The sequence below is a fragment of the Dongia sp. agr-C8 genome, assembly GCF_054658695.1.
Map to the genome: position 1 here is coordinate 330652 of NZ_BAAGHZ010000002.1, position 24664 is coordinate 355315.

At 66.5% G+C, this 24664-nt stretch carries 29 protein-coding genes and 1 tRNA gene; 18 read left to right on the forward strand and 12 right to left on the reverse strand.

Going from position 1 to position 24664, the window contains the following annotated elements:
- Positions 1–117 precede the first annotated feature (117 nt).
- Positions 118–207: transfer RNA gene (locus ACYQ4T_RS09015), tRNA-Ser, on the reverse strand.
- Positions 208–462: 255 nt separating this feature from the next.
- Between ACYQ4T_RS09015 and ACYQ4T_RS09020 the strand changes: the two genes are divergently transcribed.
- The 6 genes from ACYQ4T_RS09020 to ACYQ4T_RS09045 all read left to right on the forward strand — a co-directional run bounded on the left by ACYQ4T_RS09020 (position 463) and on the right by ACYQ4T_RS09045 (position 5830).
- Complete coding sequence (locus ACYQ4T_RS09020) at positions 463–1011, forward strand: PAS domain-containing protein (protein WP_459852781.1); 549 nt, start codon at positions 463–465, stop codon at positions 1009–1011.
- Between the two features lie 7 nt (positions 1012–1018).
- Positions 1019–1720 (forward strand): intradiol ring-cleavage dioxygenase, encoded by a 702-nt coding sequence (locus tag ACYQ4T_RS09025; protein ID WP_459852784.1) that lies wholly within the window; start codon positions 1019–1021, stop codon positions 1718–1720.
- A gap of 115 nt (positions 1721–1835) precedes the next feature.
- Entirely contained in the window at positions 1836–3269 is a 1434-nt protein-coding gene (locus tag ACYQ4T_RS09030) for a hypothetical protein (RefSeq protein ID WP_459852788.1), read from the forward strand.
- The gene (locus tag ACYQ4T_RS09035; protein WP_459852790.1) at positions 3250–4074 is read left to right on the forward strand and encodes a hypothetical protein; all 825 of its coding nucleotides are present in this window, start codon (positions 3250–3252) and stop codon (positions 4072–4074) included. The genes ACYQ4T_RS09030 and ACYQ4T_RS09035 overlap by 20 nt, the downstream gene beginning before the upstream one ends.
- Entirely contained in the window at positions 4071–4877 is an 807-nt protein-coding gene (locus ACYQ4T_RS09040) for a hypothetical protein (RefSeq protein WP_459852793.1), read from the forward strand. Before ACYQ4T_RS09035 ends, ACYQ4T_RS09040 begins: the two co-directional genes overlap by 4 nt.
- Positions 4874–5830 carry a hypothetical protein gene (locus tag ACYQ4T_RS09045; protein WP_459852796.1) on the forward strand — a complete coding sequence of 319 codons (957 nt, stop codon included), beginning with the start codon at positions 4874–4876 and terminating at the stop codon, positions 5828–5830. The genes ACYQ4T_RS09040 and ACYQ4T_RS09045 overlap by 4 nt, the downstream gene beginning before the upstream one ends.
- 45 nt (positions 5831–5875) lie before the next feature.
- Here ACYQ4T_RS09045 and ACYQ4T_RS09050 read toward each other — a convergent pair whose 3' ends face one another.
- Positions 5876–6205: a hypothetical protein gene (locus ACYQ4T_RS09050; RefSeq protein WP_459852799.1), complete on the reverse strand. Its 330-nt coding sequence runs from the start codon at positions 6203–6205 to the stop codon at positions 5876–5878.
- Between the two features lie 189 nt (positions 6206–6394).
- Between ACYQ4T_RS09050 and ACYQ4T_RS09055 the strand changes: the two genes are divergently transcribed.
- The 3 genes from ACYQ4T_RS09055 to ACYQ4T_RS09065 all read left to right on the forward strand — a co-directional run bounded on the left by ACYQ4T_RS09055 (position 6395) and on the right by ACYQ4T_RS09065 (position 8259).
- The gene (locus tag ACYQ4T_RS09055) at positions 6395–6676 is read left to right on the forward strand and encodes a hypothetical protein (RefSeq protein WP_459852802.1); all 282 of its coding nucleotides are present in this window, start codon (positions 6395–6397) and stop codon (positions 6674–6676) included.
- 93 nt (positions 6677–6769) lie between these two features.
- Positions 6770–7384, forward strand: coding sequence for a hypothetical protein (locus tag ACYQ4T_RS09060; protein ID WP_459852805.1), 615 nt, complete (start codon positions 6770–6772; stop codon positions 7382–7384).
- Positions 7381–8259, forward strand: coding sequence for a DMT family transporter (locus ACYQ4T_RS09065; RefSeq protein WP_459852808.1), 879 nt, complete (start codon positions 7381–7383; stop codon positions 8257–8259). Before ACYQ4T_RS09060 ends, ACYQ4T_RS09065 begins: the two co-directional genes overlap by 4 nt.
- Here the strand turns inward: ACYQ4T_RS09065 and ACYQ4T_RS09070 are convergent.
- Positions 8256–8381: a hypothetical protein gene (locus ACYQ4T_RS09070; RefSeq protein WP_395015984.1), complete on the reverse strand. Its 126-nt coding sequence runs from the start codon at positions 8379–8381 to the stop codon at positions 8256–8258. The genes ACYQ4T_RS09065 and ACYQ4T_RS09070 overlap by 4 nt on opposite strands.
- A gap of 199 nt (positions 8382–8580) precedes the next feature.
- Positions 8581–9885 (reverse strand): amino acid deaminase, encoded by a 1305-nt coding sequence (locus ACYQ4T_RS09075; protein WP_459852811.1) that lies wholly within the window; start codon positions 9883–9885, stop codon positions 8581–8583.
- Positions 9886–10056: 171 nt separating this feature from the next.
- Between ACYQ4T_RS09075 and ACYQ4T_RS09080 the strand changes: the two genes are divergently transcribed.
- Positions 10057–10311 (forward strand): GlsB/YeaQ/YmgE family stress response membrane protein, encoded by a 255-nt coding sequence (locus ACYQ4T_RS09080; RefSeq protein WP_459852813.1) that lies wholly within the window; start codon positions 10057–10059, stop codon positions 10309–10311.
- Between the two features lie 8 nt (positions 10312–10319).
- On the opposite strand, the gene ACYQ4T_RS09085 is transcribed toward ACYQ4T_RS09080, so the two are convergent.
- From ACYQ4T_RS09085 to ACYQ4T_RS09110, 6 genes are read right to left on the reverse strand one after another with little or no spacing between them, the layout of a single operon-like run.
- Entirely contained in the window at positions 10320–11417 is a 1098-nt protein-coding gene (locus tag ACYQ4T_RS09085) for a 2OG-Fe(II) oxygenase (protein WP_459852816.1), read from the reverse strand.
- Positions 11418–11443: 26 nt separating this feature from the next.
- Positions 11444–12118, reverse strand: a complete 675-nt coding sequence (locus ACYQ4T_RS09090) for a dienelactone hydrolase family protein (RefSeq protein WP_459852819.1) — start codon at positions 12116–12118, stop codon at positions 11444–11446.
- A gap of 30 nt (positions 12119–12148) precedes the next feature.
- Complete coding sequence (locus tag ACYQ4T_RS09095) at positions 12149–13585, reverse strand: aromatic amino acid lyase (protein WP_459852821.1); 1437 nt, start codon at positions 13583–13585, stop codon at positions 12149–12151.
- A gap of 27 nt (positions 13586–13612) precedes the next feature.
- Positions 13613–13825 carry a hypothetical protein gene (locus ACYQ4T_RS09100; RefSeq protein WP_459852823.1) on the reverse strand — a complete coding sequence of 71 codons (213 nt, stop codon included), beginning with the start codon at positions 13823–13825 and terminating at the stop codon, positions 13613–13615.
- 45 nt (positions 13826–13870) lie between these two features.
- Positions 13871–14755 carry a TraB/GumN family protein gene (locus ACYQ4T_RS09105; protein ID WP_459852826.1) on the reverse strand — a complete coding sequence of 295 codons (885 nt, stop codon included), beginning with the start codon at positions 14753–14755 and terminating at the stop codon, positions 13871–13873.
- A gap of 17 nt (positions 14756–14772) precedes the next feature.
- Positions 14773–15810, reverse strand: coding sequence for a GlxA family transcriptional regulator (locus tag ACYQ4T_RS09110; protein WP_459852828.1), 1038 nt, complete (start codon positions 15808–15810; stop codon positions 14773–14775).
- 252 nt (positions 15811–16062) lie between these two features.
- Here ACYQ4T_RS09110 and ACYQ4T_RS09115 point away from each other — a divergent pair, with 252 nt between their 5' ends.
- From ACYQ4T_RS09115 to ACYQ4T_RS09140, 6 genes are all read left to right on the forward strand, one after another.
- Positions 16063–17073: an ABC transporter substrate-binding protein gene (locus tag ACYQ4T_RS09115; protein WP_459852830.1), complete on the forward strand. Its 1011-nt coding sequence runs from the start codon at positions 16063–16065 to the stop codon at positions 17071–17073.
- Positions 17074–17140: 67 nt separating this feature from the next.
- Complete coding sequence (locus tag ACYQ4T_RS09120; protein ID WP_459852832.1) at positions 17141–17908, forward strand: ABC transporter ATP-binding protein; 768 nt, start codon at positions 17141–17143, stop codon at positions 17906–17908.
- Positions 17889–18710 carry an ABC transporter permease gene (locus ACYQ4T_RS09125; RefSeq protein WP_459852834.1) on the forward strand — a complete coding sequence of 274 codons (822 nt, stop codon included), beginning with the start codon at positions 17889–17891 and terminating at the stop codon, positions 18708–18710. The genes ACYQ4T_RS09120 and ACYQ4T_RS09125 overlap by 20 nt, the downstream gene beginning before the upstream one ends.
- A 35-nt stretch (positions 18711–18745) precedes the next feature.
- Positions 18746–19792, forward strand: a complete 1047-nt coding sequence (locus ACYQ4T_RS09130) for an Ldh family oxidoreductase (protein WP_459852836.1) — start codon at positions 18746–18748, stop codon at positions 19790–19792.
- A gap of 56 nt (positions 19793–19848) precedes the next feature.
- Positions 19849–20775, forward strand: coding sequence for a GyrI-like domain-containing protein (locus ACYQ4T_RS09135; RefSeq protein ID WP_459852838.1), 927 nt, complete (start codon positions 19849–19851; stop codon positions 20773–20775).
- Between the two features lie 2 nt (positions 20776–20777).
- Entirely contained in the window at positions 20778–20939 is a 162-nt protein-coding gene (locus ACYQ4T_RS09140) for a hypothetical protein (protein ID WP_459852840.1), read from the forward strand.
- Between the two features lie 10 nt (positions 20940–20949).
- On the opposite strand, the gene ACYQ4T_RS09145 is transcribed toward ACYQ4T_RS09140, so the two are convergent.
- Entirely contained in the window at positions 20950–21321 is a 372-nt protein-coding gene (locus ACYQ4T_RS09145) for a YybH family protein (protein WP_459852843.1), read from the reverse strand.
- Between the two features lie 153 nt (positions 21322–21474).
- On the opposite strand from ACYQ4T_RS09145, the gene ACYQ4T_RS09150 reads away from it, so the two are divergent.
- Both ACYQ4T_RS09150 and ACYQ4T_RS09155 read left to right on the forward strand, forming a co-directional pair.
- The gene (locus ACYQ4T_RS09150) at positions 21475–22497 is read left to right on the forward strand and encodes a putative zinc-binding metallopeptidase (protein WP_459852845.1); all 1023 of its coding nucleotides are present in this window, start codon (positions 21475–21477) and stop codon (positions 22495–22497) included.
- Complete coding sequence (locus ACYQ4T_RS09155; protein ID WP_459852847.1) at positions 22482–23537, forward strand: D-alanine--D-alanine ligase family protein; 1056 nt, start codon at positions 22482–22484, stop codon at positions 23535–23537. Before ACYQ4T_RS09150 ends, ACYQ4T_RS09155 begins: the two co-directional genes overlap by 16 nt.
- Before the next feature lie 87 nt (positions 23538–23624).
- On the opposite strand, the gene ACYQ4T_RS09160 is transcribed toward ACYQ4T_RS09155, so the two are convergent.
- Positions 23625–24662: a LacI family DNA-binding transcriptional regulator gene (locus tag ACYQ4T_RS09160; RefSeq protein ID WP_459852850.1), complete on the reverse strand. Its 1038-nt coding sequence runs from the start codon at positions 24660–24662 to the stop codon at positions 23625–23627.
- Positions 24663–24664: the final 2 nt, after the last annotated feature.

Sequence of the window (24664 nt, forward strand, 5' to 3'; positions counted from 1 at the left end):
CGGACTCACACCCCATTGGGGCAATCACGAATTGTCGGAAAGAGGATGGAATAAACAGCCACCCGCCCCGGAGCGCTCCAGGGTGGCTGCGCCACCGAAGATCCTTGAAGCGAGAAGTGGCGGAGGGGGTGAGATTCGAACTCACGGTACGCTTGCACGTACAACGGTTTTCGAGACCGTCCCAATCGGCCACTCTGGCACCCCTCCGCAGGGTCCCTCCTTGAGGGTCGGGCCGTAACGGGCGCGGACAATAGTGACCCGCCGCCGCGGCTGCAAGCCCTCGTTAAGCCTTTGTGTCAGGAAGACAAACGCTCTGAATCCAAGCTTCGGGCCAAGCCGGCGGAAAGGCCCGGCGGGGGGCTTCACTTGATCCAAGTCAATTGCCGCCGAGACAGGCTCCGCTAGCCTGGCTTAGAATCGGAGCGGCGCTGCCGTCCGGTTGCGTGGGTGAAGGGGTCGCCAATGCCGGTCTGGACCAGGATCGAGCAGAACAAGTCGCCGATGGTGCGCCTGGTCCACACATGGTGGATGGCGCATCGCGGGCCGAGCGGCATCCCCGATCGGCGCGATCTCGATCCGGCGGCTTTGCGCGCGGTGCTGCCCAATCTGTTCATCGCCGACGTCGAGCCGGAGCCGTTCCGTATTCGCTATCGGCTGGTTGGCACCAAGGCGGTGCGGACCATCGGCTTCGACATCACCGGCCGCTATCTCGACGAACTGCTGACCGTGGCGCCGGAGGTACCCTGGCTGGACTACTACAGGACGGTCTATGACGGCCGCGCCCCGCTGCTGGGCTCGGTGGTGGTTTCGGCCAGGTCGGGCGGCACCTTCGGCTACGAGTTCGGACTCTTCCCGCTGACCCAGGGCGGCTCCGCGGTCGCCCAGATCGCCGCGGTCGAGGACTATTTCGACTTCGATCTGACCTCGGCCCAGCTGATCGCCCGCCCACCCGGCACGGGAAGTGCCGACCCAGGAACTTCCGGCACAGGAAGTCCCGGCGGGGACCGTTAGACCCGGCATGAGAAGCAAGCTGACACGCCGGACCCTGCTCGCGTCGGGACTCGCCGCGGCCGCTTTGGCGCCGCTGAAGGCAGGTCGGGCCGATGGCCTCGCTGGGGCCTGCATCCTGGCACCTGAACAGGCGCTCGGCCCATACCACCTCGCCGATGAACTCCTTCGTCGCGACATTCGCGAAGACAAGCCCGGCATCCCGCTCGCGCTGTACCTCCAGGTGTTGAACGTAAGGACCTGCCAGCCGCTGGCCGATGCCGCGGTCGATGTCTGGCATTGCGACGCCGCCGGCGCCTATTCCGGCTTCGGCGCCGGCGAAGAATCACACAGCTTCCTGCGGGGTATCCAGATCACCGGCCGGGATGGGATCACGCAATTCAACACCATTTTCCCGGGCTGCTACCCAGGGCGCACCAACCATATCCATTTCCAGGTGCGCACCGCAGGCGCCGTCGCCGGCGAGACCTATCGCGGCGGCCATGTCGCTCATACCGGTCAGGTGTTCTTCCCGGAGGAAATCACACTGCAGTTGATGAAGACGCGCTTCTACGCAGCCCAACCGGGTTCACGCACCGGCCAAGCAGAGGACGGCATCTTCCAGCGCCAGGGCGGCCGCGCCAGCACGGCGATGCTGGCGCCGTTGGACCAGGAGTCGTGGGTCGCCTTTGTCGCGAAGCTGATCGTCGCGGTCGACCCCTCCCAAGCATAGGCACGACTTCGCACACCCCAATCGGGGTCGAGAAGCTCCCACATGCTTGGACGCCGCGCCGCCAATCGTTAGGATAGCGGGAATTGCAACGCCGGGGGGCGTGGGAGACAAATTCGTGCTCGGAGACGTGCTCTCCTTTTTGCGGACCCAATACAAGCCGGGTCCCGGCCAGTTCCTGCAGATCGACCCGAAGATCATCATCGAGAAGATGGACTTGCGGCAGCGGGCGGCCGATCGCGCGCGCGCCAACCAACCGGCGCCGGACTCCGCTTCGTTGGACGAGGTCGAGCAGGAGATCGAGAGCACCATCCGCAGCATCGCCGCCGAGGACCAGGCCCGGACCTACGACCAGATCACGACCTACGAACAGCGGTTGCGCGGCGCCGATGTCGCGGGCGCCGCGGTCGATATGCGGGTCATCGCCCGGCAGGCCGAGAGCGACATGGAATCCATGCTGCTCGCGGTCAAGGGCGATCTCCGGGTCGCGCGCAAGGAAGTGCTCGACCGCGAGCGCACGCTGGAAGCCTTCAGACGCGATCACGGCCTCAAGCGCCCGGCCCATCCGCCACGCGGGCATTTCCTGTTCTCGGCGATCATCGTCCTGCTGTTCGCGGCGGAGACCCTGCCCAACGCCATCATCCTCGGCGAGGGCGAGGAGCTCGGCATCGCCGGCGGCTACACGGTCGCCATCCTGTTCTCGCTGATCAACCTGTCGCTGGGCTTTGCCGCCGGACGCTGGGGCTGGACCAACGCGATCCACAAGAACCTCTTGCGCAAGCTGTCCGGCCTCGTCCTCGCCGCCGGCTGCCTCGGCGGCGTGCTGCTGATCAACCTCGCCCTCGCCCATTACCGCGCCGCGGTGGAAAGCGGCATGCCGTCGAGTGCCGCCGCGGCCGCGGTCATCCCGCTGATGCAGGCGCAGCCGCTGGTACTGGGCGACATCAAGTCGGTGATCATGGTGGCGATGGGCGTCATCTCCGCCCTGATCGTGATGATGGAAGGCTGGTTCTGGGACGAACCCTATCCCGGCTATGCCGAGGTCTCCGATCATCTCCGCCAGGCCCAGGCGCGCTATCACGACATGGTCGAGGAAAAGCTCGACCACCTGAAGAGCGTGCAGGAGGAATTCGTGCAGAAGATCCAGGTCGAGCGTTCGCGGCTGCGCGACCGCCGCCTGGAGATTCCCTATGTGATGCAAGAACGGCAACGGCTGCTCGCCCGCTTCAAGGATCACCTGACGCATCTGCAGGATGTCGGGCGGCAGGCCCTGGTGGTCTACCGCGACACCAACCGCAAGGCACGCCAGATCCCGGCGCCCAAGCGCTTCGACGAGGTCTGGCACCTGAACGGCTTCGGCCCGATCGAGCTCGCCGAGCTGCCGCCGATCCCGGAGAGCGAATACGCCAAGGCCAACAAGGCGCTGGAAGACAGCATCAACAAGCTGCAGACCGCCTATGAGGAGGCGATCCGCTGGATCCGACACCTCAGCGAGACCGATCCGGACGCGCCTATCCTCGAAGGAAAGACCCATGGCGCGCCGCAGGTTTAGCCGACGCCGCGGCGGCTCGGAAACCCTGGCGCTCAAGGCGATCGCCATCGCGATCGTGGTGGCCGTGCTGCTGGGCCTGGGCGGCGTCTTCTGGTACGTGCAGGGCCGCGCCGCGCAGCTCGCCGCGCTCGATCCCGAGACGCTCTGCCCGAAGAGCGGACCGACCTCGCAATTCGCCGTCCTGGTCGACCGCACCGACGCGCTGACCGAGATCCAGGGCGAGGCCTTGCGGCGGCAGATCACCGCCTGGGCCGCGGCGATCCCGAAACACGGCAGCTTCAAGGTCTATGAAGTTGGATACGGCGGCGCCCTGCTCCAGCCGGTGGTCGCGGTCTGCAATCCCGGTGACGGCTCGGACCAGTCGGCAATCGATTCCAACCCGAAGATGTGGCGCGCGCGCTACGAGGAGAAGTTCCAGGCGCCGATCGCGGCGATGCTGGAGCGGATGCGGCTCGACGAAGAAGCCAAGGCCAGCCCCATCCTGGAGGGCGTGCAGGCGATCGCGGTCAAGGATTTCGGCCCCGACGCGCCGCAAGGACCGAAGACCCTGATCATCGTCAGCGACCTGCTGCAGAACCAGCCGGGCTTCAGCCTCTATCAGAGCGTGCCGCCGCTCGACGCCTTCTGGGCAACACCCTATGCCGCCTCGGTCCGGAGCAACCTCACCGGCATCCACACCGAGATCCACCTGCTCCACCGCCTGAAGGCGGCGGCCAAGCAGACCGACGCGCTCGGCAAGTTCTGGATCGACTGGCTGCAGCGCCAGGGCGCCGAGGTCGATGCGTTCCGGAGCGTGCCGGGATGAGGCACCCATACTTTGCCTCCGACGAGCGGGCGCGGCGGGAGAAGAACCGCTTCGTCTGGCTGAGCCGCGCGCCGTTCCTGATCGCCGCGCTGATCGGCGGCGGGTCGCTGGTGGCGATGAAGCTCGTCGGGCTCGACCAGCTCATCATCACCGCGACCGCCTGCGCAATCATCGTCGCCTACTGGGCGGTCGTCGCCGCGGTGCCGCTGCTCAGGATCCGCGAGGATCAGCTCGGTGACAACTGCTACTACCTCGGCTTCCTGTTCACCCTGGCGAGCCTCGCCTACGCACTCTACCAGTTCGGTGGCACCGGAGACGTCGATCAGATCGTCGCCAATTTCGGCCTGGCGCTGGGCTCGACCATCACCGGCATCCTGCTGCGGGTGCTGATCAACCAGGCGCGGCGCGACGTGCTGGAGACCGAGCAGGACGCGCGCATGGCGCTGGCCGAGGCGGTGGTGCGGCTGCGGACCAACATCGACGACGCGGTGCTGGCCTTGGGTTCCTTCTGCCGCTCGGTGCAGCAGGTGACCGCGGAGCAGATCGGCGTCACCGCGAAAGAGACCCATGCCGTCCTGGAGCAGAGCGTGGCCCGGGTCGGCGATACTTCGCAGGCGGCGATGGCGCAGATCGACCAGGCCTTCGCCGAGTTCCACGAGCACGCGAGCAAGATCAACGCCACGACCGCGCAGACCGCGGTGGCGATGGGCCATATGCTGGCCGCGATCGATTCCGCGACCTCGGCCCTGCGCGACCTCGATGACAGCCTGCGCGGCACCATCGAGCGGGATCGCAAGCGATGATCGGCTCGGCGCGCGACGACAAGCAGTTTCGCCGCGGCGTGGTGCTCGGCCTCACCATGGCCGAGGCCCTGCTGCTGCTGATCTTCCTGCTGATGCTGATCCTGGGCATCCGCCTCAAGACCCAGACCACGCAGCTCGCCGAACTGGAGAAGCAGCGCGACGATGCGCAAAGCACCCTGGTCGCGATGCAGCCGGTCTTCGATAAGCTTTCGAAGACGGAGAAGTTCGATATCACCAAGGACTACGTGCGGATGCAGCAGCAGCTGGCCGATGCCAATGCGCGGTTGAAGGACGCCGAGCTTTCGGTTGACCTGATGCAGCGGGCGGCCTCGCTCGCGCCGGCCGAGGCGACGCCGGAGCAGGCGGTTCGCGCCTTGCTGAATGAAGCCGCGGTCGGCCGCCAGGCGCTCGATGCCGCGCAGCGCCTGGTGCCCGACCTGCCGCCGGAGAAGGCGGTCGAGGCCCTGGTGAATGCCGCCATCGTCGGTCAGTCTTTGAAAGATGGCGGCACGCCGGATGCGCTGCTGGCGTCGGCCGGCGCCTGCAAGGCCGACCTGCAGAGCTGCAAGAACCAGACGACCTATCTCAATTCCAAGCTCAACGCCAAGACCGGCGGCTTCGACCTGCCGCCCTGCTGGGTCGATAACAAGGGCAAGATTCAATACATCTTCGATGCCAGCCTGACCGATGCCGGAATCTATATCGAAGACAAGGCCGTCTCGGGCCGCGAGGGCGATCAGGAGAAGCTGCCCCTCTCCCGCGCCCGCTACGGCGAGCCGCTCGGCCCCGGCGAATTCTCCGCCGCCTTCTCGCCGCTCCTCAAATGGAGCAACGACCATGGCTGCCGCTTCTATGTCCGGCTCTACGACGACATGCGCGACGGCGACCGTGCCGAGTACAAGGAGCTGCGCGGCACGGTCGAGGGCTATTTCCGGATTCTGCTGAGCTATTGAACGGCCGCTCGCGACGTCGATCGCCACCGCGATGCGGGCCGGAGACTAGCCGATATTCTCCGGGGCTTCCGGGGATTGCGGCGGATGGGTTTCGGGGCCGACGGCTGCGGGCTTACGTGCCGCCTTGATGCGCTTTGCCGTCTGGTTCCGCTGCAGGCCGGGATCGCCCGTTTCGAGTTTCCGCTCCAGGTTGGTGAGGAAGCGGGTCATTGCGATCAGGCTCTGTTCCATGATCAGCAGCTGAGCCTGGGCCTCGTCGGCCGGATGGCGCTCGATCAGCATCTTCTCGACCCGGCGGCGCTGGCGCTGGATTCGCTGCTCGGTTTGCGTAATATTGTTGCGCGCTTGTTCGATCTTTTCCGTCGTGTACTGCATCGCGGGTTCCCCATCCTGTTGTCATTGATCGGCCGGTCGGAAAGAGGCTGACCCGCAGACATCAAGCCTCGGCCCGGAAATTCGTTCCCTCGCTTCGCGATGATCTTCGGAGCCGGCGCCGCGCTGCGGAACCCGGGCCGCCCCGCGCACCTTGGTGGAATACCCGAACCCGTGATCAGGAGTGAGGCGATGCTGCTTCCGCTGGACGACATCGACCGCTACGCGCTCGACATCGAGAAGGTGGCCACGGGCGCCGGCAGCGCCGCGGAGCGCAGCAGCGCCGTGGATATCGTGATCGATGACCTGATGACCGATCTTGCTTTGGCCAACGGCCAAGTCCGGCTGCATGGTGCGCCGGCAACCCGCATCGAATACCTGATGGCGCTGCGCAAGAAGCTCGATCGCCTGCGCGGTCTGGTCGATGCGACGGCGCGACCGGCCATCGACCAAGCGATGGCGCGGTTGAACTGACCCACCCTCGAAGCCCGGAGCCGCGGTTCCGGGATTGAGCCCGCGCTACATCGATGCCACTCTTCACCCCGATTCGCGGGAAAGCGCCGGGGCATGGGGAAAGGTATCAAGGTTCTGATCGGCGGCGCGCCCGCCGTCGGCAAGTCCACCGCCGCGGCGGCTCTGGCGGCACATCTCGGCTTGCCCTGGATCTCCACCGACCAGATCCGCGACATCATGCGCACGGTCGCCGACCGCGGCACGCATCCGAAGCTGTTCAATCCGGAAGGCTACGACGCCGAGACTCTCTTCGACGCCTTCTCGGCCGAGCAGCTGGTCGAGATCGAGGTCGGCCAGGGGGAAGCGGCATGGACGGGGATCCGGGCGCTGATCGAGCGCGATTACACCTGGCCGCAGGGCTTCGTGGTCGAAGGCGTGAACCTGCTGCCGCATCTGATCCGGCGCGATCTCGGCGCCGCATCCGATATCCGCGGCGTCTTCGTCACCGATGCCGACCCCAAGCGGATCCGCGACGTGATCTTCACCCGCGGCATCTGGGACGCGGCCGGCCGCTATCCTGATTCGGTGAAAGAAAAGGAGTTCGCGTGGGTCCTGCGATACGACGCCTGGCTCAAGGACCAGGCCGGGGCGCATGGATTTCCGGTCGTCGCCCTCGACAAGGATGACCAGGACCTCGGCCGCATCCTGGGCGCCCTGCAGCTCTCGTGAGACAAAGACCGATCCTCGGCGCGGGCCTGATGCTCTGCGCGCTCGCGATGCTGCCCGGCATGGATGCGATTGCCAAGCACCTGTCGGCAACGCTGCCGACGGTCGAGGTGACCTGGGGGCGGTTCCTGTTCTACGCGCTGGTCATCGGACCGATCGCGGTGGCCAAATTCGGCCGGCGCGCGCTGCGGCCGTCGCGGCCCGGGCTGCAGATCCTGCGCGGCCTGCTGTTCGCCGGCTCGGCCTATGCCTTCTTTCGCTCGATCGCGGAAATGCCACTGGCCGACACGATGGCGGTGTTCTTCATCTACCCGATGATCGTGCTGCTGGCTTCCGCCGTCATTCTGCGGGAGCGGATCGGCGCCTTGCGCTGGGCCATGGTGGTGCTGGGTTTCGTCGGGGTTCTGCTGGTGATGCAACCCTCGCTCGACGGGTTCTCGCGCGGCGATCTCTTCGCGCTCTTGTCCGGCGCGGGCTATGCGCTCGGCTCCATGATAACACGCCGTCTGGCGCCGCATGATCCCGGCCTGGTCACCGGCCTCATCTCCGCGCTGACCGGCGTCCTGCTTTACAGCTTCGCGATGCCCGTCGTGTGGCAGGCGCCCACAGCCACCGAATGGCTGTGGCTGGCGGCGGTCGGCATCATTGCGGCTGCCGGACATTACCTGCTGATCGCCGCGCATCGCCTGGCGACGGCGGCGCAGCTGGCCCCCTACGGCTATGCGGAGATCGTCTCGGCGATCTTCTTCGGGCTGATCGTGTTCGGCGACTGGCCGGAACCGATCGTCTGGCTCGGCATCGTCGTCATCGTCGCGAGCGGCGTCGTCGTCACCTGGTCGAATGCCAGATTGGAAACCGCCCGCACCGATACGCCTTAGAGAACCGAAACCGCAAAGGCGGCGATGGCAAGCAGCAGCACCACCACCGCAGAGCTGCCCACCACATGGCGCGGGGCAGCGTTCTCGCTCAGGACGTCGTAGTAGTTTTCATAATTGGGCATGGCCCGTCTCCTTTGCGTTTGGAGATGGCGGGTCCGGCCATGCCTTCAAGAGAGTTAACGCCGCCTTCCCATACGACTGTGCGCCGGGTCACAGACAGAATTTGAACCCTTTGCGCAGTCGGCGCAGGACCGCCGGAACCGACACATCCCACTGTATCTCGGCCGGGAGAATGGTGGCCCGGGATCAGGGGATTAAACCTCAGAAGAAGGTCCGGATCGCGCCGGTCACGTTGTAGGCGTCATCGACCAGGTAGATGAGCTGCCAGCGGTCGAAGGTGGTGCAGGGATGCGAGACGCCGAAGGCCACCCGGTCGCCGACTTTCCAGGGCGCGTCCGCCGGACCCTTGAGATAGCCGTGCTGGTCGTTGAGCTTGATGACCGCATTGCCCTTGGGCATCGGCTCCGCCGTTGCGCTTCCCGCCGGCGACCAGGCAATCGGCACCGGCAGGCTCACGTCGAAGGAGACGTCGCGCTTGCCCATGGTGACGAAGGCGAGGCCCGGCTCCGGGATCGACTGCACCAGGGTCCAGACTTCGAGCGCCGCCTTCGGCCCGTTGTTGGCGAGCGCCGAAGACGCGATGCCGCGCTTCTGGATGTCGTGGAAGCGGTCCTCGTAGAGGCCGGAATCATGGGTCAGATAGCAGCCGCTCCTGAGCACGACCTTGACCGGCGCGCCGAAGTCGCCGTTGCGCCAGGTGTCGGCGACGATGTCGAACTCGGCCGAGCCGCCGGCGGTGGCGATGATCTCGCCGGCGCCGAACCAGTTCTCGGCGATGCCGCGCTTGGCGATCGAGCCCAGGAAATCGACGAAGGCGCGCACCTTGGCCGCGCGGTCCTCCGGCGTGGCGCCGTCGATGATGCCTTCGAAGCCCTCGACGCCGCGCAGGATCACATGCGGCGCGGCGGCCAGGACCGCCTTCGCCACGGCCGCTGCCTGCTCCATCGTGCGGCAGCCGGTGCGGCCGCCGGCGATGCCGCCTTCGAGCAGCAGGCGCAGCGGCCGGCCGACATTCGCGGTCTTCGCGATCTCGGCCAGGCGCTGCACCGCGGCGGGTGAATCGACCAGGCAGTAGAACTCGAAGCCGGGATCGCGCTTCATCTCGGCCAGCACATAGCGGATGCCCTGCGGATCGACGAGCTGGTTGGCCATGATCACGCGGTTGACGCCGCAGCCGCGCGCGATGCGGAGCTGCTGGGGGGTCGCGACCGTGATGCCCCAGGCGCCGTCCGCCAATTGCCGCTGGAAGAGATGCGGGCTCATCGTGGTCTTGCCGTGCGGGCAGAGCTCGACGCCCTGCTCCTTGCGGAAACGGTCCATCCAGCGGCTGTTGTGATCGATCGCCGAGGTCTTCAGCACCGCGACCGGAAACGGCAGGTCGCCTTTCAGGAGGTTCCAGCCCTGCTTGCCGATCTCGCCGAGCTTGACCGGCTGGGCGGCGGGCGGGAAGCCCTTGAACGTGTCGTCGATCAGGCTGGCATCGAGCGCCGCCAACGCTGCGTTCATGGGGGCGGTTGTCGCGGTCCGGTCCATTGGAAATCCATTCGTCACAAGGCGGGAATCGGCGCGAGTGTCTTGGCCGGACCGCGCGGAGTCAAGCGCACCCGCGCCCTTTCCGTTTCACCGGCTTTCCGCTACGGTTTCGGATGTCGTGACCATTCCAACGGGGAGGAAGTCTTGGGCTGGATTGCATGGATCATCTTCGGCCTCATCGCCGGTGTCATCGCCAAGTTCCTGATGCCGGGCCGCGATCCGGGCGGCTTCATCGTCACCATCATCCTCGGCATCCTCGGCGCCGTGGTCGGCGGCTGGATCGGCTCGCAGCTCGGATTGGGCTCGGTCAACGGCTTCGACCTGATGAGTTTCGCGCTCGCCGTGCTCGGCGCGGTGATCCTGCTGTTCATCTATCGCCTGATCAAATCGCGCTCTTGAGCTGAGGCTCAGCTGCTCGACTTGTACTGCGCGACGTTGTCGCCGAGATAGGCGTTGTTGGCTTCGCGGATCTTGGCGGCCGCGTCGTCGTAGAGGAACGGCAGGAAGGCGTAGCGCCTGCCCTTCGTCACCGGCAGCGCCTGGTGCAGCAAGCTGCAGGAGAACACCACCGCGCCGCCGACCGGCGGCTTGAAGATGGTGCGGCCGTATTCCGGGAAGGTGAGCTCGCCGCCCTCGTATTCGTCGCTGTTAAGATTGACCGTGACGGCGAAGCGGCGATGCGCCGTGCCTTTCGTCGTGTTGTCCCGGTGCGCCTGGAAATAGCCGCCGACCTCGGCGTCATAGCAGGCGACGATGTAGCGCTCCATCCGCGTGATCCTGAACTGGAACGCCTTCTGGATCTCGGGGACGACCCGCCGCAGGATCCGGGCCCGCGCCGCCTCCTTCAGCGTTTCGTCGGCGATGGTCCAGTCGGAGCGGCGCTTGTGCTTGTGATCGATGACCAGCACGGTCTTGCCGTCCTTCTCGCGCATGAAGCCGGATTCCGCGCCGCCGCCCGACTCATAGCCGTCGATCAGCCGCCGGCAGAGCGCCGGCTCGAACACGCTGGTGAGCATCAGCACCGGCGCCTGGGGGACGCCGGGACGATGCGACCCGATCTGCGGCAGCCGCTTCAGGAGCTCATAGACCGCGGCGGCATGCCGGGCCGGATCGGGCTGCGTCACGACCGCGAGGATGCGCAGGTCGAGGCCGATCAGATAGCTCACCGGCTCACCCGGCGCCGCGCCGTATCTCTGCGCCACGGCCCCGTCGTCCCAGAACATGTCCATGCCGGGCCGCTGCTGCCGGAGCGCGGGCGCGCCGTCGGCGGCCTTGCCGGCGACCACGCCGAAGAAATAGCAGTCGGGATTGGTGAAGATCGCCGCGCCGGCGAGAAAGGCGTCGAACCGGGTCTTCGCCGCACCGGCCTCCACCGGGCCGAGAAAGCTCAACACCAGGTAGCGGCCCGCGGCAGTGCTGAAGTCGAAATCCGGGTTGACGTTGCTGTTCGCCCGGAAGACCGGCGCCGGATCGCCCGGCAGCAGGAGGTTGCGCGCTTCAGTCACGTCCGGACCCGTGGTTGCCCCGATGGTCAATTCTCCAGGTTCTGCTGGAAGAAGGCCAGTGTCAGCTTGAGTGCCTGTTCATGGCTCTGCGGTTCAAACGAGGCACGTTCGTCGCAGGAGAAGCCGTGGCCGGCCGGCCAGGTGTAGACCTTCACCTCCGGCCGCGCGGCCTTGACCTTCTCGACATCGGTCATCGGGATGCCCTGATCCTTCTCGCCGAAATGCAGGATGGTGGGCACCTTGGGCTTCTCGTCCTTGTGGGCGGCGATCATGCCGCCGTAATAGCCGACCGCGCAGGCGAGGCCGGAGAGGCGTGCCGCCGCCAGGAAGGCGAGCGAGCCACCCCAGCAATAGCCGACCACGCCCACTTTCCCCGCAGACTGAGCGGCAGCGATCGCCGCCTGCACGTCCTTCAGCGAATCCTCGAGCCTGATCGCGGCGCGGAGCTTCACGCCCTCGTCCATCGCCGCCTTGTCGTAGGCGTCGAGTTGGACGTCGGCCTTGGCGCGGTCGAACAGCGCCGGCGCCACCGCGGCATAGCCCATGGTCGCGAAGCGGTCGCAGACATTGCGGATGTGATGGTTGACGCCGAAGATCTCTTGGATGACGACCAGGCCGCCCCTGGGACTCCCAGCCGGATCGGCGCGATAGCCGCCCAGCAGAAATCCGTCGCTCGCTTTCAAACCGATCGTCTGGCCCATGGGAACTCCTGACCGCGTGATCCGGATGATCTAGGCCGACCGCGCGAAGATTTCCAGCGTGATGGCCTCCGAAAGCCGCCCGAGATCGGGACCCAGCGCGCGCAAGGCGGTGATCGGCGGCGCATGGCGGCGGATGAAGGCGAGCCGCGCCCGCAACGCCGGCGGCGCATCGCGCCGGGTCACGTCCAGCGCTTCCGCCGCGATCAGGCCCAGCACGGCGAGGCAGCCGTCAAAGGCCTTGCCCGCCACCGCTTCCTTCTGCCAGGCCAGGAAGCTTGCAACGCCGACGTCGTTCTGGCCGAAGCCGCCGCTCTCGGCGCCGGGCAGGAAGCTCCTTTGCGCCGCATGCCGCGCGCGCTCGCCCAGGCCGACCGCGACCATCGGCAGCGGGATCAATTCGCGCGGATCCTCGGGATCGGCGCGGAGCGATTCCGGCAGCAGCGAGACCCTGCCGTCGAGCAGCTTCGCCGACTGCCGCTCGGCGAGCGTGCAGAGATCGGCCCAGCCCGCGGCGAGATCGTCCAGCACCGGCGCCGCCATGCTGTTGTGATAGCCGCCGTTGCTCAGGACCCTGCCGTTCGGAAAGCGCCCGTCTTCCGCCGGCGGGATATAGACCGGGTTGTCGGTGATCGAGCCGAGCGAGACTTGCGCCGCCTGGATCGCGGCATCGCGGGCGCGGATCGCCCGGCCGAGGATCCGCGGCACAATGCGGAAACTCACCGGCGCCTGGTAGGGCCGCCGTTCGGCCGTGCCGCCCGAGATCAGGGTGCGGATCGCGGCCAGCGCTTCGCTTTCAGCCGGATCCTGCCAAAGCGTCTCCAGCGCCGCGTCATAGGCCTCGAGCGGCGCCTTGAAGGCCTCGGCGGAGAGCGCCAGGATCTCCTTGGCGATCTCGATGCGCTTCCGACTGGCCAGCGCCGCGTCGGCGATCAGCGCCGCGGCGCAGGGACTGCCGTTGATCAGCGCCAGGTGTTCCTTCTCCTCGAGGCCGACGCTTTCGCCGAGTGCCGCGAACAGATGGCCCAATGCCAGGATCTCGCCGGCACCGCTGTTGCCGATCGACGGCACGTCGGGCATCGCGCCATCCAGCATCGCCGCGACCGCTTCGGCGAGTTGCGGCCGCACCGCGGCATGGCCTTCCAGGAAATTCGCCAGCCGCGCCAAGACAAAGCCGCGGGTCACCCGCTTCGGGAAGGGCTCACCGAAGGTGGCGGCGGTGCCGTGGTTCGGCTGGGCCGCATGGCGCTTGCGGTCCTCGGGCTTCAAGCGCTGGCCGGCGCGGCTGCCATAGCCCGAGGTGACGCCATAGATGTTGATTGCCGGTTCTTCGATCAGCCGCATGAAGGCGGCGCGCGCGTCGGCGATCCGCGCCAGCGCTTCCGGCGCCAGGCGAACTCCCTCGCCTTGCCAGGCGACGGCTTCGAAATGTTTCAACGTGATGTCGCTGCGCCGGGTGAGCGTGACCATCGCCGGTCCGGGAGCTGAATGTGTTGGCTACTTCTCGGCGCCGGGATCGGTGGCGGAGAAAATGATCCAGAACCCGAAGCAGCCCATCAGGATGACCGCGGGATAGATCACCAGGTTGGACCAAAGTCCTCCGGTCGGATCGGCCGCCCCGGTCAGCCCGGTCGCACCGATGCCGGCAAAAGTCACCGCGCCGAAGACCGCGGCAACCAGCGCACAAACGAAGAATCGAAGCCCCCTCATGGGTGCGATGATAAGACGCCGCGTGAGTCGCCGCAAGCAAACCGTTCAATAGCGCTGCACTTTATAGCCACGCCGGGCGAGCTGGTCGGGCAGACTGTCCTTGCCGACGAGATGGCCGGCGCCGACCGCGATGAACTGGGTGCCGGAGCCCGTCATCATCACCTCGATCTGCTTCACCCAGTTGTTGTTGCGCTGCAGGATCATCGCATCGAAGAGTTCCGGCGCCTCCTGGCGCATGCGATCGGTGCTGATCCGTTCCAGCTGCTTCACGTCGCCGGCGAGCCAGGCCGCCTGCAACGCGTCGATGACATTCTCGCCCTCGCCGACTTCGTTCAGGGTCTGGACCAGCATCTCCGCCGCGATCCTGTCGGGCATTTCGGCGAGATAGCCGAGCTGCTCGGACGCGGTCTCGAACGGCCTGACGGCCTTGCCGGCCGCCACCGCCTCCCTTTGCAAGGTCTGATCGATCCCCAGCGCCGGGTCATAGCCGATGCTGGCGACCTGCGCTTGCGTCAGCACCATGCTCGCGAGCCAGGGCCGCATCTGGTGCAGGTCGCGGGTCGGAATGTCGTAGCGTTCCGCCAGCGCGACGAGTTTCTCGAAATTCGCCTCCCCCACCGCGTTCGCCAGCGGTTTCCGGGAATCCATGCCGAAGTTGAGCAGATAGGTCTGCACGACAGCCGGATCGGCCTGGAGATCGATCTCCATCCAATACTCGCTGCTGCTCTTCAGCGCCGCATCGAGCTTTTCCGAGCGCCAGTTCACCCCCGGCTTCATCACATGGATCGTGCCCAGCAGGTAGACGGTACTGTCGGCATCCTTCACCACCCACATCGCCGGCTCGGCGGTTGCGGCGCCGGCCCCGCAAACCAGGCCCAAGCCGGCGCAGAGATATCGGTACGCGCTGCGGCCGAAGCGAGAGAACTGCATGACCCGTCCCTTATCGATCAGGCGCGCGTCGCGGCTTCGACCGAGAGCCGCCGGATGTCGGGCCGCACCGCCGCCTTCTGCTTGGCGCGGAAGCTGGCGCGGAAGGCGCGGGGCGTCTGCTTGAACTGGGCGCGGAAGGCGCGGCTGAACACCGCGGGATAGGAGAAGCCGCAGGCGACCGCCACGTCCTTGATGCTGAATTCCTCATAGAAGAGGATGTTGCGCGCCGCCTGCAGGCGGATCCGCAGATAGAGCCGCATCGGCGTCTCGCCGAAGCTCCGGCGGCATTCGCGGACCACGGTGCGGCTGGAGACGCCGAGCTTGGCGGCGATGCCATCGAGGTCCAGCGGAAAGTCGAGATTGCTCTCCATCACCGCGACGATCCGGTCCGAAAGCGCCTGCTTCGGCCCCGCCGCGTCGCCCAGGCGCTGCACGGTCTGCGCCGGCCGCGGCGTATGCACCAGCGCATCGGCGACCTCATTGGCAAGCGCCGGGTCGTACAGCCGGCCGATCAGCTCCAGCATCATGTCCAAGGTCGCGACGCCGCCAGCGCAGGCGATGCGCTTGCCGTCGATCAGATAGATCTGGTTGCGGGTCTTGGTTTCCGGAAAGCGCTCGTGGAAGGTCGGGGTCGCCTCCCAATGCAGTACCGTCTCGCGCTCGCCGATCAGACCCGCCTGCGCCAGCGCGAAGCTGCCGGTATCGACGCCGCCGACGCTGCCGCCGAACCGCGCCGCCGCACGCAGCTGATTGAGCAACTTCGGCGAATTGCGCTGGGTCGGGAGATTGCCTTCGAACAACAAGGTGAACATCGCGCGCGGCATCGACGGCAGGTCGCAATCGGCCGGGATCCACATCCCGTTCGAGCCGCGCACCGCGGCGCCGTCTTCCGAAACGATGCGCCAGCGAAACAGGTCGCGCCCGCTGTTCTGGTTGGCGATGCGCAGGGCCTCGGTCGCGAGGATCAGCGCATTCACCGGAAACTCCGGCTGCAGGATGAAATTGAAGGACGGCAGTTCTTCCCCGGATTTCGTTACTGTTGTCTTCGAAGCCAATCTCGCCTCCCGACAGGCGTTTGTGCGCTGTCCGTCATCGTCAAGTATTGGTCTGTTAAAATCAATATACATGACAGGGGGCGGCACAGGATGGCTGCGTGATGGTGCGCCTGAAGCCGGAAAGACAGGGGCGCGCCGACGACATCGAATGAAACACCACGAGCCGGAGACGCCGCAGAACGCGAGGTTCTGCGAAGGGAGAAGCGTGTCCGCGCCGCAGGAAGAACGTGACAAAGAGAGGGAGTGCGGGAAATGAGCAGAATGCGGAATGTGATCCTCGGCGCCGGCGTGATCGCGGCGGGGCTCGGTTTTGCGGCCAGCGTCGCCTCGGCCGATGATGCGGTGCGGCTGCGCCTGAACTGGATGTATTACGGCTCCCATGCCGGCTTCGCCTATGGCAAGGACAAGGGCTATTACAAGGAGCAGGGCATCGATCTCGACATCCGGTCGGGCAATGGCTCGGGCTCGGCGCATCGCCTGGTCGCCAACGGCGACAGCACCTTCTCTTACGGCTCCTGCGCCTCGATGACCAACCTCGCGGCGCAGGGCGCGCCGCTGGTCTCGGTCGGCGTGATCGACGCCATGGGCACCGAGGCGATCATCGTGCAGCCCGATGCCGGCGTGAAGGACATCAAGGATTTGAAGGGCAAGGCGCTCTTGACCACGGCGAACGCGGGCGTGAACACCTTCTTCCCGCTGGTGCTGAAGAATGCCGGCCTCGCCGAAGGCGACGTGAAGATCACCAACGTGCCGGACGGCGCGCTGGTCTCCTCCTATCTGCAGAAGGCCGGCGGCGCGGTCGGCATCCTCGGCGGCCTCGACGACAAACCGGCGGAGATCAAGGCCAACGGCGGTGCGGCCCCGGTCACCTTCCCCTATTCCGATTACGGCGTGAACCAGGTCGGCTATTGCATCGTGACCACCAAGGACACGATCGCCAAGAACCCGGACCTGGTGAAGCGCTTCATGGCCGCGACGGTGAAGGCCTACAAGGAGACCGCGGCCAACCCGGATGCGGCGATCGCCTCGATGGCCGACATCGTCGGCGGCACCATGGCGGAAGATGCCGGCAAGGCCCAGGCCCGCGAGGTGCTCGACGTCACCATCGGCGTGCTCTACTCCAAGGCCAACAAGGACAAGGTGCTGGGTCTGAACGTCGCCTCCGACTGGGACGACATGCTGAACCTGATGAAGAAATACAACGACCTGAAGACCGACCAGCCGGCCACGGCCTTCTACACCAACGACTTCCTGCCGAAGTAAGCTTCACGTTGAAGGAAGCCCCGGGGGACACGTGCTCCCGGGGCATTTTTATGCTCTGCTCGCGCCCATGACCGCCGCCGTCCAACTCACCTCCGTCTCGAAGACCTTCGGCCTCGGCGCCGATGCGGTCCATGCCTTCGGCCCGGTCGACCTCGCGATCGAGAGCGGCGAGTTCATCTCCCTGCTCGGGCCCTCGGGCTGCGGCAAGTCCACGCTCATGCTGATGATCGCCGGACTGCTCGACGCCACCGAGGGCGAGATCCGGGTCAATGGCGAGGTCGTCGACGCGCCGCGCACCGATATCGGCATCATGTTCCAGGACAACACCCTGGTGCCCTGGCGCGCCGTGGAAGGCAACATCGCGCTGCAGTTGGAGCTGCGCGGCCTCGATCCAAAGGCGCACAAGGCGCGGATCGACGAGCTGCTGAAATCCGTCCGCCTGGAAGGTTTCGCGCATCGCATGCCGCATGAGCTCTCCGGCGGCATGCAGCAGCGCGCCGCCTTCTGCCAGGCGTTGGTGCATGACCCTAAGACTGTGCTGCTCGACGAGCCCCTGGGCAAGCTCGACGCCATGACCCGCGAAAGCATCCGCAGCGACCTGCAGGCGCTCTGGATGCAGAAGCGGCCGACCGTCGTCTTCGTCACCCATTCGATCGAGGAGGCGGTGCAGCTTTCATCCCGGGTCTGCGTGGTGACGCCGCGGCCGGGAAGGATCGACCGGGTGATCGACATCGATCTCCCCTGGCCGCGCGACCTCGAGGTCAAGCGCTCGGCCAAATTCGCCAACTATGTCGCCGACATCCAGGGGATCTTCCATGGCTTCGGCATCCTCTGAGCCTACCGGCCTCGGCCCGAAATGGTTCGCCCCGCTCTCGCGCTGGGCGGCGAAATCCTGGATGTTCGTGCTGTTCTTCATCGGCTTCTTCCTGTTCTGGGAAGTGTCGATCGATCTCTTCCAGGTCCCCCGCTACATCCTGAACAAGCCGAGCGAGATCCTCCTGGCGAGCCGCGCCGATCTCCCCCGGCTGCTGGAATACACCTATGTCACCGGCCTGGAGGCGATCCTCGGCTATGGCATCGCGATCTCGATCGCGGTGCCGCTCGGCCTCGCCATCGCCTTCTCCAGCATCCTGCGGCGGACCATCTATCCCTTCTTCGTCTCGATCGAGATGACGCCGAAGATCGCCTTCGCGCCGCTGTTCATCTCCTGGCTCGGCTTCGGTCTCTTGCCGAAGGTGATCATCGTCTTCCTGGTCTGCTTCTTCCCGATCGTGCTGAACGCGATCCTCGCCTTCAGCTCCTTGTCCGAGGAACTGGAGCGCTTCAGCCGCGCGACCGGCGCCAACTGGGCGCGGGTGTTCTGGAAGGTGCGGCTCCCGGCGGCGATGCCGCAATGCTTCGTCGGCTTCAAATACGCGGCGCTCAACGCCACGGTCGGCGCGACCATCGCCGAGTTCATCGGCTCGGATCAGGGTCTCGGCTTCTACATCCAGATCTCGACCGGCAACATGCGCCCCGACCTCGCCTTCGCCGGCATCTTCCTGTTGACCCTGCTGGGCCTCTTGATGTTCGGTCTCGTGACCGCGGCCGAACGGTTGCTGATACCGTGGCACATCTCGGTGCGAAGGAATGCGTGAGAGGAAAATTGAATTGAAGCACCCAAAGGAATGAAATGACCCCGCGCTACAGCCCCGCCGCCCTGCGCGCCTACGCCACCGCCATCCTCATCAAAGCCGGCATGCCGGAAGAGCCTGCCGCATCGACGGCGCGCGGGCTGGTCGAAGGCGATCTCTACGGCCACACCACGCACGGCCTCGCGCAGCTCCCCGGCTACATCGAGGAAATCGAGAGCGGCAGCATGGCAGTCTCGGGCCGGCCGGACGTGGTCGCCGACCACGGCGCCGCCGCCTGCTGGGATGCCCGCCGCCTGCCCGGCCTCTGGACCACCGAGCTCGCCGTGACCGAAGCGGTCGCGCGCGCCGGGAAGTTCGGCCTCGCGGCAATCACGCTGCGGCGCAGCCACCACATCGCCTGCCTCGCCGCCTTCCTGGAGGAGCCGGCGCGGAACGGCACTCTGATCCTGGTGCTCTCCTCCGATCCCGGCGAATCCAAGGTGGCGCCCCATGGCGGCCTGACCCCGGTGCTGATGCCGGACCCGATCGCCGCCGGCATCCCGCGCCGCCCCGATCCGATCTTGATCGACGTCTCGACCTCGATCACCACGCTCGGCATGGTCGGCCGCTCGAAGACCGAGGGCCGCAAGCTCGGCGGCCTCTGGCTGCAGGATGCCGAAGGCAAGCTCACCGACGACCCGAACGTGGTCGCCCATGGCGGCACGCTGCTGCATGTCGGCGGCCAGGACCACGGCCATAAGGGTTTCGGCCTGGGGCTGCTGGTCGAAGCGTTGACCCAGGGCCTCGGCGGCTACGGCCGGGCCGACAAGCCGACCGATTGGGGCGCGGCGGTGACGGTGCTGGCGATCGCGCCCTCGCGTTTCGCCGGCGAGGACGCCTTCCGCCGGCAGATGGACTTCACCGCCGATCTCTGCCTCGCCGCCAAGCCGCGCGATCCCAAGAATCCCGTGCGCCTGCCCGGCCAGCTGGCCCTGGCGAAGAAGCGCCATGCGGAGCGCGACGGCGTCACCCTCCATCCCGGTATCGCCGAAAAGCTCGCCGCGCTGGCGGAGAAATACGGCATCACTCCGCTCAAGCCCGCCTAGATCGGGCAGCAAGCGCGATCAAGACAGCGGCGCGGGAATGCGCCAAGCTTTGCGCCATGAAGCTGAAGCCTCTCCCCACCGAAGCCTGCGCGCCGCCGCCAAGCGCCAGCGATCCGCTGGAGCAGGTGCTGGCACATATCGAGCGAAACCTGTTCGAGCCCTTGAGCGTCGCCGCGCTGGCCGATGTCGCGGGCCTGTCGCCGTTCCATTTCTCGCGCCTCTTCACCGCGCGGATCGGCGAGAGTGTCATGGCCTATGTGCGCCGCCGCCGCATGCTGCGGGCGGCCGCGCGGCTCGGCTGCAATCCCGGCGTCGACGATGACTTCGAGGCGCCGGCCCTGATCGACCTCGCCCTCGATTGCGGCTTCGAATCCCAGGAAGCCTTCACCCGCGCCTTCGCGCAGGTCTTCGGCGTGACGCCGGGCCGCTACAAGCGCAACCCCATCCGCTACCAGGCCGCAGCCATGGAGAAAGCCATGAACCAGATCCCCGCCGTGAAACCCAACGTCACCCGGCTCGACGGCGTCACCCGCAAGGACGCCTTCGTGGTCGCCGGCTTTTCCGAGCGGATCAGTAAGGACAACATGGCGGCGATCCCGGCGATCTGGCCGAGGCTGCGGGAACTGATGCCGTTCGACGGCCAGACCTCACCCGTCTGCTACGGCCTCTGCTACGGCAACAACGCGGAAGAAGGCAGCTTCAGCTATATGGCCGCCGCCGAGATCGCGCCCGGCAAGAAGCCGCCCGCGGCACTCACCTTGATGCAGGTCCCGGCCCAGACCTATGCCGTCTTCCGCATCACCTTGGCCGCCGGCGAGATCCACCCGCAGATGCGGGCGGCGATGAAATACATCTTCACCGAGGGACTGCCCAACTCTGGCTGTAAGCCCACCGGCGGCATCGACCTCGAAGTCTACGGCGAACGCTTCAACCCGGAGAAAGCGGGCTCGGTGCTGGATTTCTATATCCCGGTGGAGGGGTAGCCATGAGGAAGCGTTCACCTAAGGAAGAGGCTAGGCTCGACGAAATTGCCAGGGAAGACGTCGCAAGCGGTATGGGTGTGCCGCTCGATGAAGCCATTGCTTGGGTCGAATCTTGGGGCCAAATCGAAGAGTTGCCCGTTCCGAAGGCGAAGAAGCTCTCTTGAGATCCAGTCCTCACCAATGCAGATACTTGTCGATGGTCCAGAGCCAGGTGCCGTCGCTCTGGCGGCGGGCCACCTCGGCGGTCATCTTGCCGTCCGCCATCCGGGTCCCGGTCAGCGCCAGGTCGCCGTTGACCACCGCCGGCGCCTGCCGGCCCATCCGAAACTTGCGGCCGGAGGCGCAAAGCTCGACGAAGAAGGCGCGGATTTCCGCATGCCCGCGGATCAGCCGGGTCTCGGTCTTGTCTCCCTCGGCCACGTCGACGATGGCGTCGGGCTCGAACAGCGCGACCATGCCCTCGACGTCGCCCTGGTTCTGTCGGGCGACCAGCAGGCGCTCCAGATCCTGTGGATCGCGCGCCGGCTCGCGGGTCTGAATGCCCATGACTTTGCTCCCTGAAGCGCCCTTTCCGGCAGTCTAAGGCGGCCGGGCCGCCCTGGCCACACGCTCCGGACGCGCGGGCGCCTTGCCTCCCGCCCCGCCCCATGACACGATCCGCCCAAGCAAAATCCACCGCCGGAACAGCCGGGAATCTCGATGTCGCGTCGTTTCGCCTGGGCCAGGCTGCCCGACGAAAAGCTCCTCAAACTGAAGGTCAAGGACCTCAAGCTCACGCTCGAAGGGACGTGGCTCGAGGAATGCCTGCACGACCTGCATGTCGAGCTGGAGAAGCGCGGGATCCGGATCCGGCCCCATGCCTGGCTCAGCGACGAGTGGTTCAGCTCCGAGGCCTCGCCGGGAATCGCCGTGCCTTTCTACCTGGCCCATCCGCGCCTGATGCGTCTGGAGCGCAAGAAGATCATCGACGTCGAGGGCGGTTCCCGCGCCGAATGTATGGCGATCCTCCGCCACGAGACCGGGCATGTGATGCAGCATGCCTACCAGCTGCAGCGCCGACGCCAGTGGCAGAAGCTGTTCGGCAAGTCGTCGGAGACCTACCCCGACTACTACCGGCCCAATCCCGGCAGCCGCAATTACGTGCAGCATCTGCGCCTCTGGTACGCGCAGAGCCATCCCGACGAGGATTTCGCCGAGACCTTCGCGGTCTGGATGGGCCCCAAGCACAAATGGCGCAAGCGCTATGCCGGCTGGGGCGCCCTGAAGAAGCTCGAATACGTGGACGAGCTGATGGCGGAGATCGGCGATGCCAAGCCCCGCCTCGTCACCCGCGCCTTCGTCGATCCGGTCAGCAGGCTCAAATTCACCCTCGGCGAATACTACGAGCAGAAGCAGGCGCGCTACATGACCCGCCCGCCGACGGTGCATGACCGCGACCTGAAGCGGATCTTCTCCGACCAGCCGCGGCACCGCAACGCTAAGAAAGCGTCAACCTTCCTGCGCGAGAATGGGCCGGAGATCCGCCGCATGGTCGCCAAGTGGACGGGACAGTATCAGCTGACCCTCGACGCGCTCCTCGATGAGATGATCGCCCGCTGCCGCGCGCTGAAACTGCGCGCGCCGGGCTCGGAACGGCGCATGATGGTGGACTTCACCGTGCTGCTGACCGCGAAGACCGTGCAATCCCTCTACAGCCCGTCACGCCGATGGTTCGCTCTCTAAGGCCGCTCCGCATTCTGGTCCTGGTGCACCCCGAGCTGGTGCCGCCGGAGTCGTTGAAGGGCTATTCCGACAAGGAGATCCACGTCTTCAAAACCGAATACGACGTGATCTCGACCCTTAAATGGCGCGGCCATGACGTGCGCCCGCTGGGCTTGAAGGACGAGTTGAAGCCGATCCGCGACGCGATCGAGGGCTGGACGCCGCATGTGGTCTTCAACCTGCTGGAGGAATTCCACGGCCAGGCGACCTACGACCAGAACGTGGCGAGCTTCCTCGAGCTCCTGCGCCTGCCCTATACCGGCTGCAACCCGCGCGGCCTGATGCTGGCCCGCGGCAAGGCCCTCTCCAAGAAGCTCACCTCCTACCACCGCGTGCCGACGCCGGCCTTCACCGTGATTCCGATCGGCCGCAAGATCCAGCGCCCGGCGAAGCTCACCTTCCCCCTGATCGTGAAGAGCGCGACCGAGGATGCTTCCTACGGCATCGCCAAGGCCTCGCTGGTGAACGACGAGGAGAAGCTGAAGGAGCGCGTCACCTTCATCCACGACAAGATCGGCACCGATGCCCTGATCGAGCAGTATATCGACGGCCGCGAGATCTATGTCGGCGTGATCGGCAACGAGCGCCTGCGCGTGCTGCCGGTCTGGGAACTGAACTTCGGCGATGCCCAGGAGGACGGCAAGCGCATCGCCACCGCCGCGGTGAAGCACGACCTCGAATACCAGCAGCGCCACAACGTGACCGAAGGCCCGGCCAAGGGGCTCTCGCCCGAGACCGTGGCGCGTATCCAGCGCCTCGCCAAGCGCATCTGCCGCACACTCGAGCTGGACGGCTATTCCCGCATCGACTTCCGCCTCGCCGAGGACGGCACGCCCTATTTCATCGAAGCCAACCCCAACCCCGAGATCGCCAAGATCGAGGAATTCGCGAGAGCGGCCGCCCATGACGGCATCAAGTATTGGCAACTGCTGGAACGCATCTGCCAGCTCGGCATCAGCCGCACCCGGGCGATCACCGAAGAAGCGCCGATCGCGCCTTAGTCTCTCCAGACCGTCATCGCCGGGCTTGACCCGGCGATCTAGTGCCGTCGGCGCGAGATGCCCGGGTCAAGCCCGGGCATGACGAGACTACTTCACCGCCCGCGTCGATTCCCGCACATGCAGCGTGCAATGCAGCCGGATGCGCGCGGACTTCGCATGACCGCCGGCGAGGCGCTGCAGTAGGAGGCGCCAGGCTTCGGTCGCCATTTCCTCGACCGGCTGGGCGACGGCGCTGATATAGGGGTGCAGCACCGCCATCCAGTCGGAATCGTCGATGCCGAGCAGCGAGATGTCCTCCGGGAACTCCAACCCGACCGCGCGCATGGCCCGCACCGTGCCGAGCGTCGCCGCATAGTTCGCGGCGAAGATCGCGGTCGGGCGGTTGGGGCGGCGCAATTCGCGCTCGACCGCGGCGCGGCAGGATTCGACGTCGTGCCCGCCGGTCACCACCCGCGCGCGCCGGGCGACGCCCGCCTCGTCCAGCGCGCGGCGATAGCCGGCGATGCGGTCCTTGAAGTTGGCGAGCTTCGCGTCCATCACGATCATGGCGATGTCGCGATGGCCGAGCTCCAGCAGGTGCTTGCAGCCGCGATAGGCGGCGTCGACGTTGTCGGCGGCGATCGTGTCGAAGCCGGCGAGGCCGAAGCCGCGGTCGACCAGCACGGTCGGCGGCAGGTTGCCGATCGGGTGGCTGACCGCCTCGACCTCGTCGCGCGACGGCGCCACGATCAGACCGTCGATCCGGCGGTCGAGCAGGGTGCGGATCCGCGCCGCCTCCAGTTTCGGATCCTCGTTGGAGCTCGCCAGCAGGATCTGGTAGTCGCTGTCGCCCGCCAGCTCCTCGATGCGATGCACGAAGGCGGCGAAGAAGGGGTTGGTGATCTCCGGCACCACCACGCCGATGGTGCGGGTCTCCTTGCGCCGGAGGCTGGCCGCCAGCGCATTCGGCCGGTAGCCGAGTTGCTTCACCGCGGCCAGCACCCGCTCCTTGCGGATCTCCGCCACCGGCCGCGTGCCGTTGAGGACATTGGAGACCGTCGCCGGCGCCACCTTGGCCAGCCGCGCCACGTCCTGGATCGTGGGCACGCGGGTCTTCTTCACCTCGTTGCGCTTGCGCGGGGACATGC

What these genes read in the sequence shown, in the direction of transcription:
- ACYQ4T_RS09020 (WP_459852781.1), top strand. Translation starts at nt 463, where the DNA reads ATGCCGGTCTGGACCAGGATCGAGCAGAACAAGTCGCCGATGGTGCGC.
- ACYQ4T_RS09025 (WP_459852784.1), top strand. Translation starts at nt 1,019, where the DNA reads ATGAGAAGCAAGCTGACACGCCGGACCCTGCTCGCGTCGGGACTCGCC.
- ACYQ4T_RS09035 (WP_459852790.1), top strand. Translation starts at nt 3,250, where the DNA reads ATGGCGCGCCGCAGGTTTAGCCGACGCCGCGGCGGCTCGGAAACCCTG.
- ACYQ4T_RS09040 (WP_459852793.1), top strand. Translation starts at nt 4,071, where the DNA reads ATGAGGCACCCATACTTTGCCTCCGACGAGCGGGCGCGGCGGGAGAAG.
- ACYQ4T_RS09045 (WP_459852796.1), top strand. Translation starts at nt 4,874, where the DNA reads ATGATCGGCTCGGCGCGCGACGACAAGCAGTTTCGCCGCGGCGTGGTG.
- ACYQ4T_RS09050 (WP_459852799.1), bottom strand. Translation starts at nt 6,205, where the DNA reads ATGCAGTACACGACGGAAAAGATCGAACAAGCGCGCAACAATATTACG.
- ACYQ4T_RS09055 (WP_459852802.1), top strand. Translation starts at nt 6,395, where the DNA reads ATGCTGCTTCCGCTGGACGACATCGACCGCTACGCGCTCGACATCGAG.
- ACYQ4T_RS09060 (WP_459852805.1), top strand. Translation starts at nt 6,770, where the DNA reads ATGGGGAAAGGTATCAAGGTTCTGATCGGCGGCGCGCCCGCCGTCGGC.
- ACYQ4T_RS09070 (WP_395015984.1), bottom strand. Translation starts at nt 8,381, where the DNA reads ATGCCCAATTATGAAAACTACTACGACGTCCTGAGCGAGAACGCTGCC.
- ACYQ4T_RS09075 (WP_459852811.1), bottom strand. Translation starts at nt 9,885, where the DNA reads ATGAACGCAGCGTTGGCGGCGCTCGATGCCAGCCTGATCGACGACACG.
- ACYQ4T_RS09090 (WP_459852819.1), bottom strand. Translation starts at nt 12,118, where the DNA reads ATGGGCCAGACGATCGGTTTGAAAGCGAGCGACGGATTTCTGCTGGGC.
- ACYQ4T_RS09095 (WP_459852821.1), bottom strand. Translation starts at nt 13,585, where the DNA reads ATGGTCACGCTCACCCGGCGCAGCGACATCACGTTGAAACATTTCGAA.
- ACYQ4T_RS09100 (WP_459852823.1), bottom strand. Translation starts at nt 13,825, where the DNA reads ATGAGGGGGCTTCGATTCTTCGTTTGTGCGCTGGTTGCCGCGGTCTTC.
- ACYQ4T_RS09105 (WP_459852826.1), bottom strand. Translation starts at nt 14,755, where the DNA reads ATGCAGTTCTCTCGCTTCGGCCGCAGCGCGTACCGATATCTCTGCGCC.
- ACYQ4T_RS09115 (WP_459852830.1), top strand. Translation starts at nt 16,063, where the DNA reads ATGAGCAGAATGCGGAATGTGATCCTCGGCGCCGGCGTGATCGCGGCG.
- ACYQ4T_RS09120 (WP_459852832.1), top strand. Translation starts at nt 17,141, where the DNA reads ATGACCGCCGCCGTCCAACTCACCTCCGTCTCGAAGACCTTCGGCCTC.
- ACYQ4T_RS09125 (WP_459852834.1), top strand. Translation starts at nt 17,889, where the DNA reads ATGGCTTCGGCATCCTCTGAGCCTACCGGCCTCGGCCCGAAATGGTTC.
- ACYQ4T_RS09130 (WP_459852836.1), top strand. Translation starts at nt 18,746, where the DNA reads ATGACCCCGCGCTACAGCCCCGCCGCCCTGCGCGCCTACGCCACCGCC.
- ACYQ4T_RS09135 (WP_459852838.1), top strand. Translation starts at nt 19,849, where the DNA reads ATGAAGCTGAAGCCTCTCCCCACCGAAGCCTGCGCGCCGCCGCCAAGC.
- ACYQ4T_RS09140 (WP_459852840.1), top strand. Translation starts at nt 20,778, where the DNA reads ATGAGGAAGCGTTCACCTAAGGAAGAGGCTAGGCTCGACGAAATTGCC.
- ACYQ4T_RS09145 (WP_459852843.1), bottom strand. Translation starts at nt 21,321, where the DNA reads ATGGGCATTCAGACCCGCGAGCCGGCGCGCGATCCACAGGATCTGGAG.
- ACYQ4T_RS09150 (WP_459852845.1), top strand. Translation starts at nt 21,475, where the DNA reads ATGTCGCGTCGTTTCGCCTGGGCCAGGCTGCCCGACGAAAAGCTCCTC.
- ACYQ4T_RS09155 (WP_459852847.1), top strand. Translation starts at nt 22,482, where the DNA reads ATGGTTCGCTCTCTAAGGCCGCTCCGCATTCTGGTCCTGGTGCACCCC.
- ACYQ4T_RS09160 (WP_459852850.1), bottom strand. Translation starts at nt 24,662, where the DNA reads ATGTCCCCGCGCAAGCGCAACGAGGTGAAGAAGACCCGCGTGCCCACG.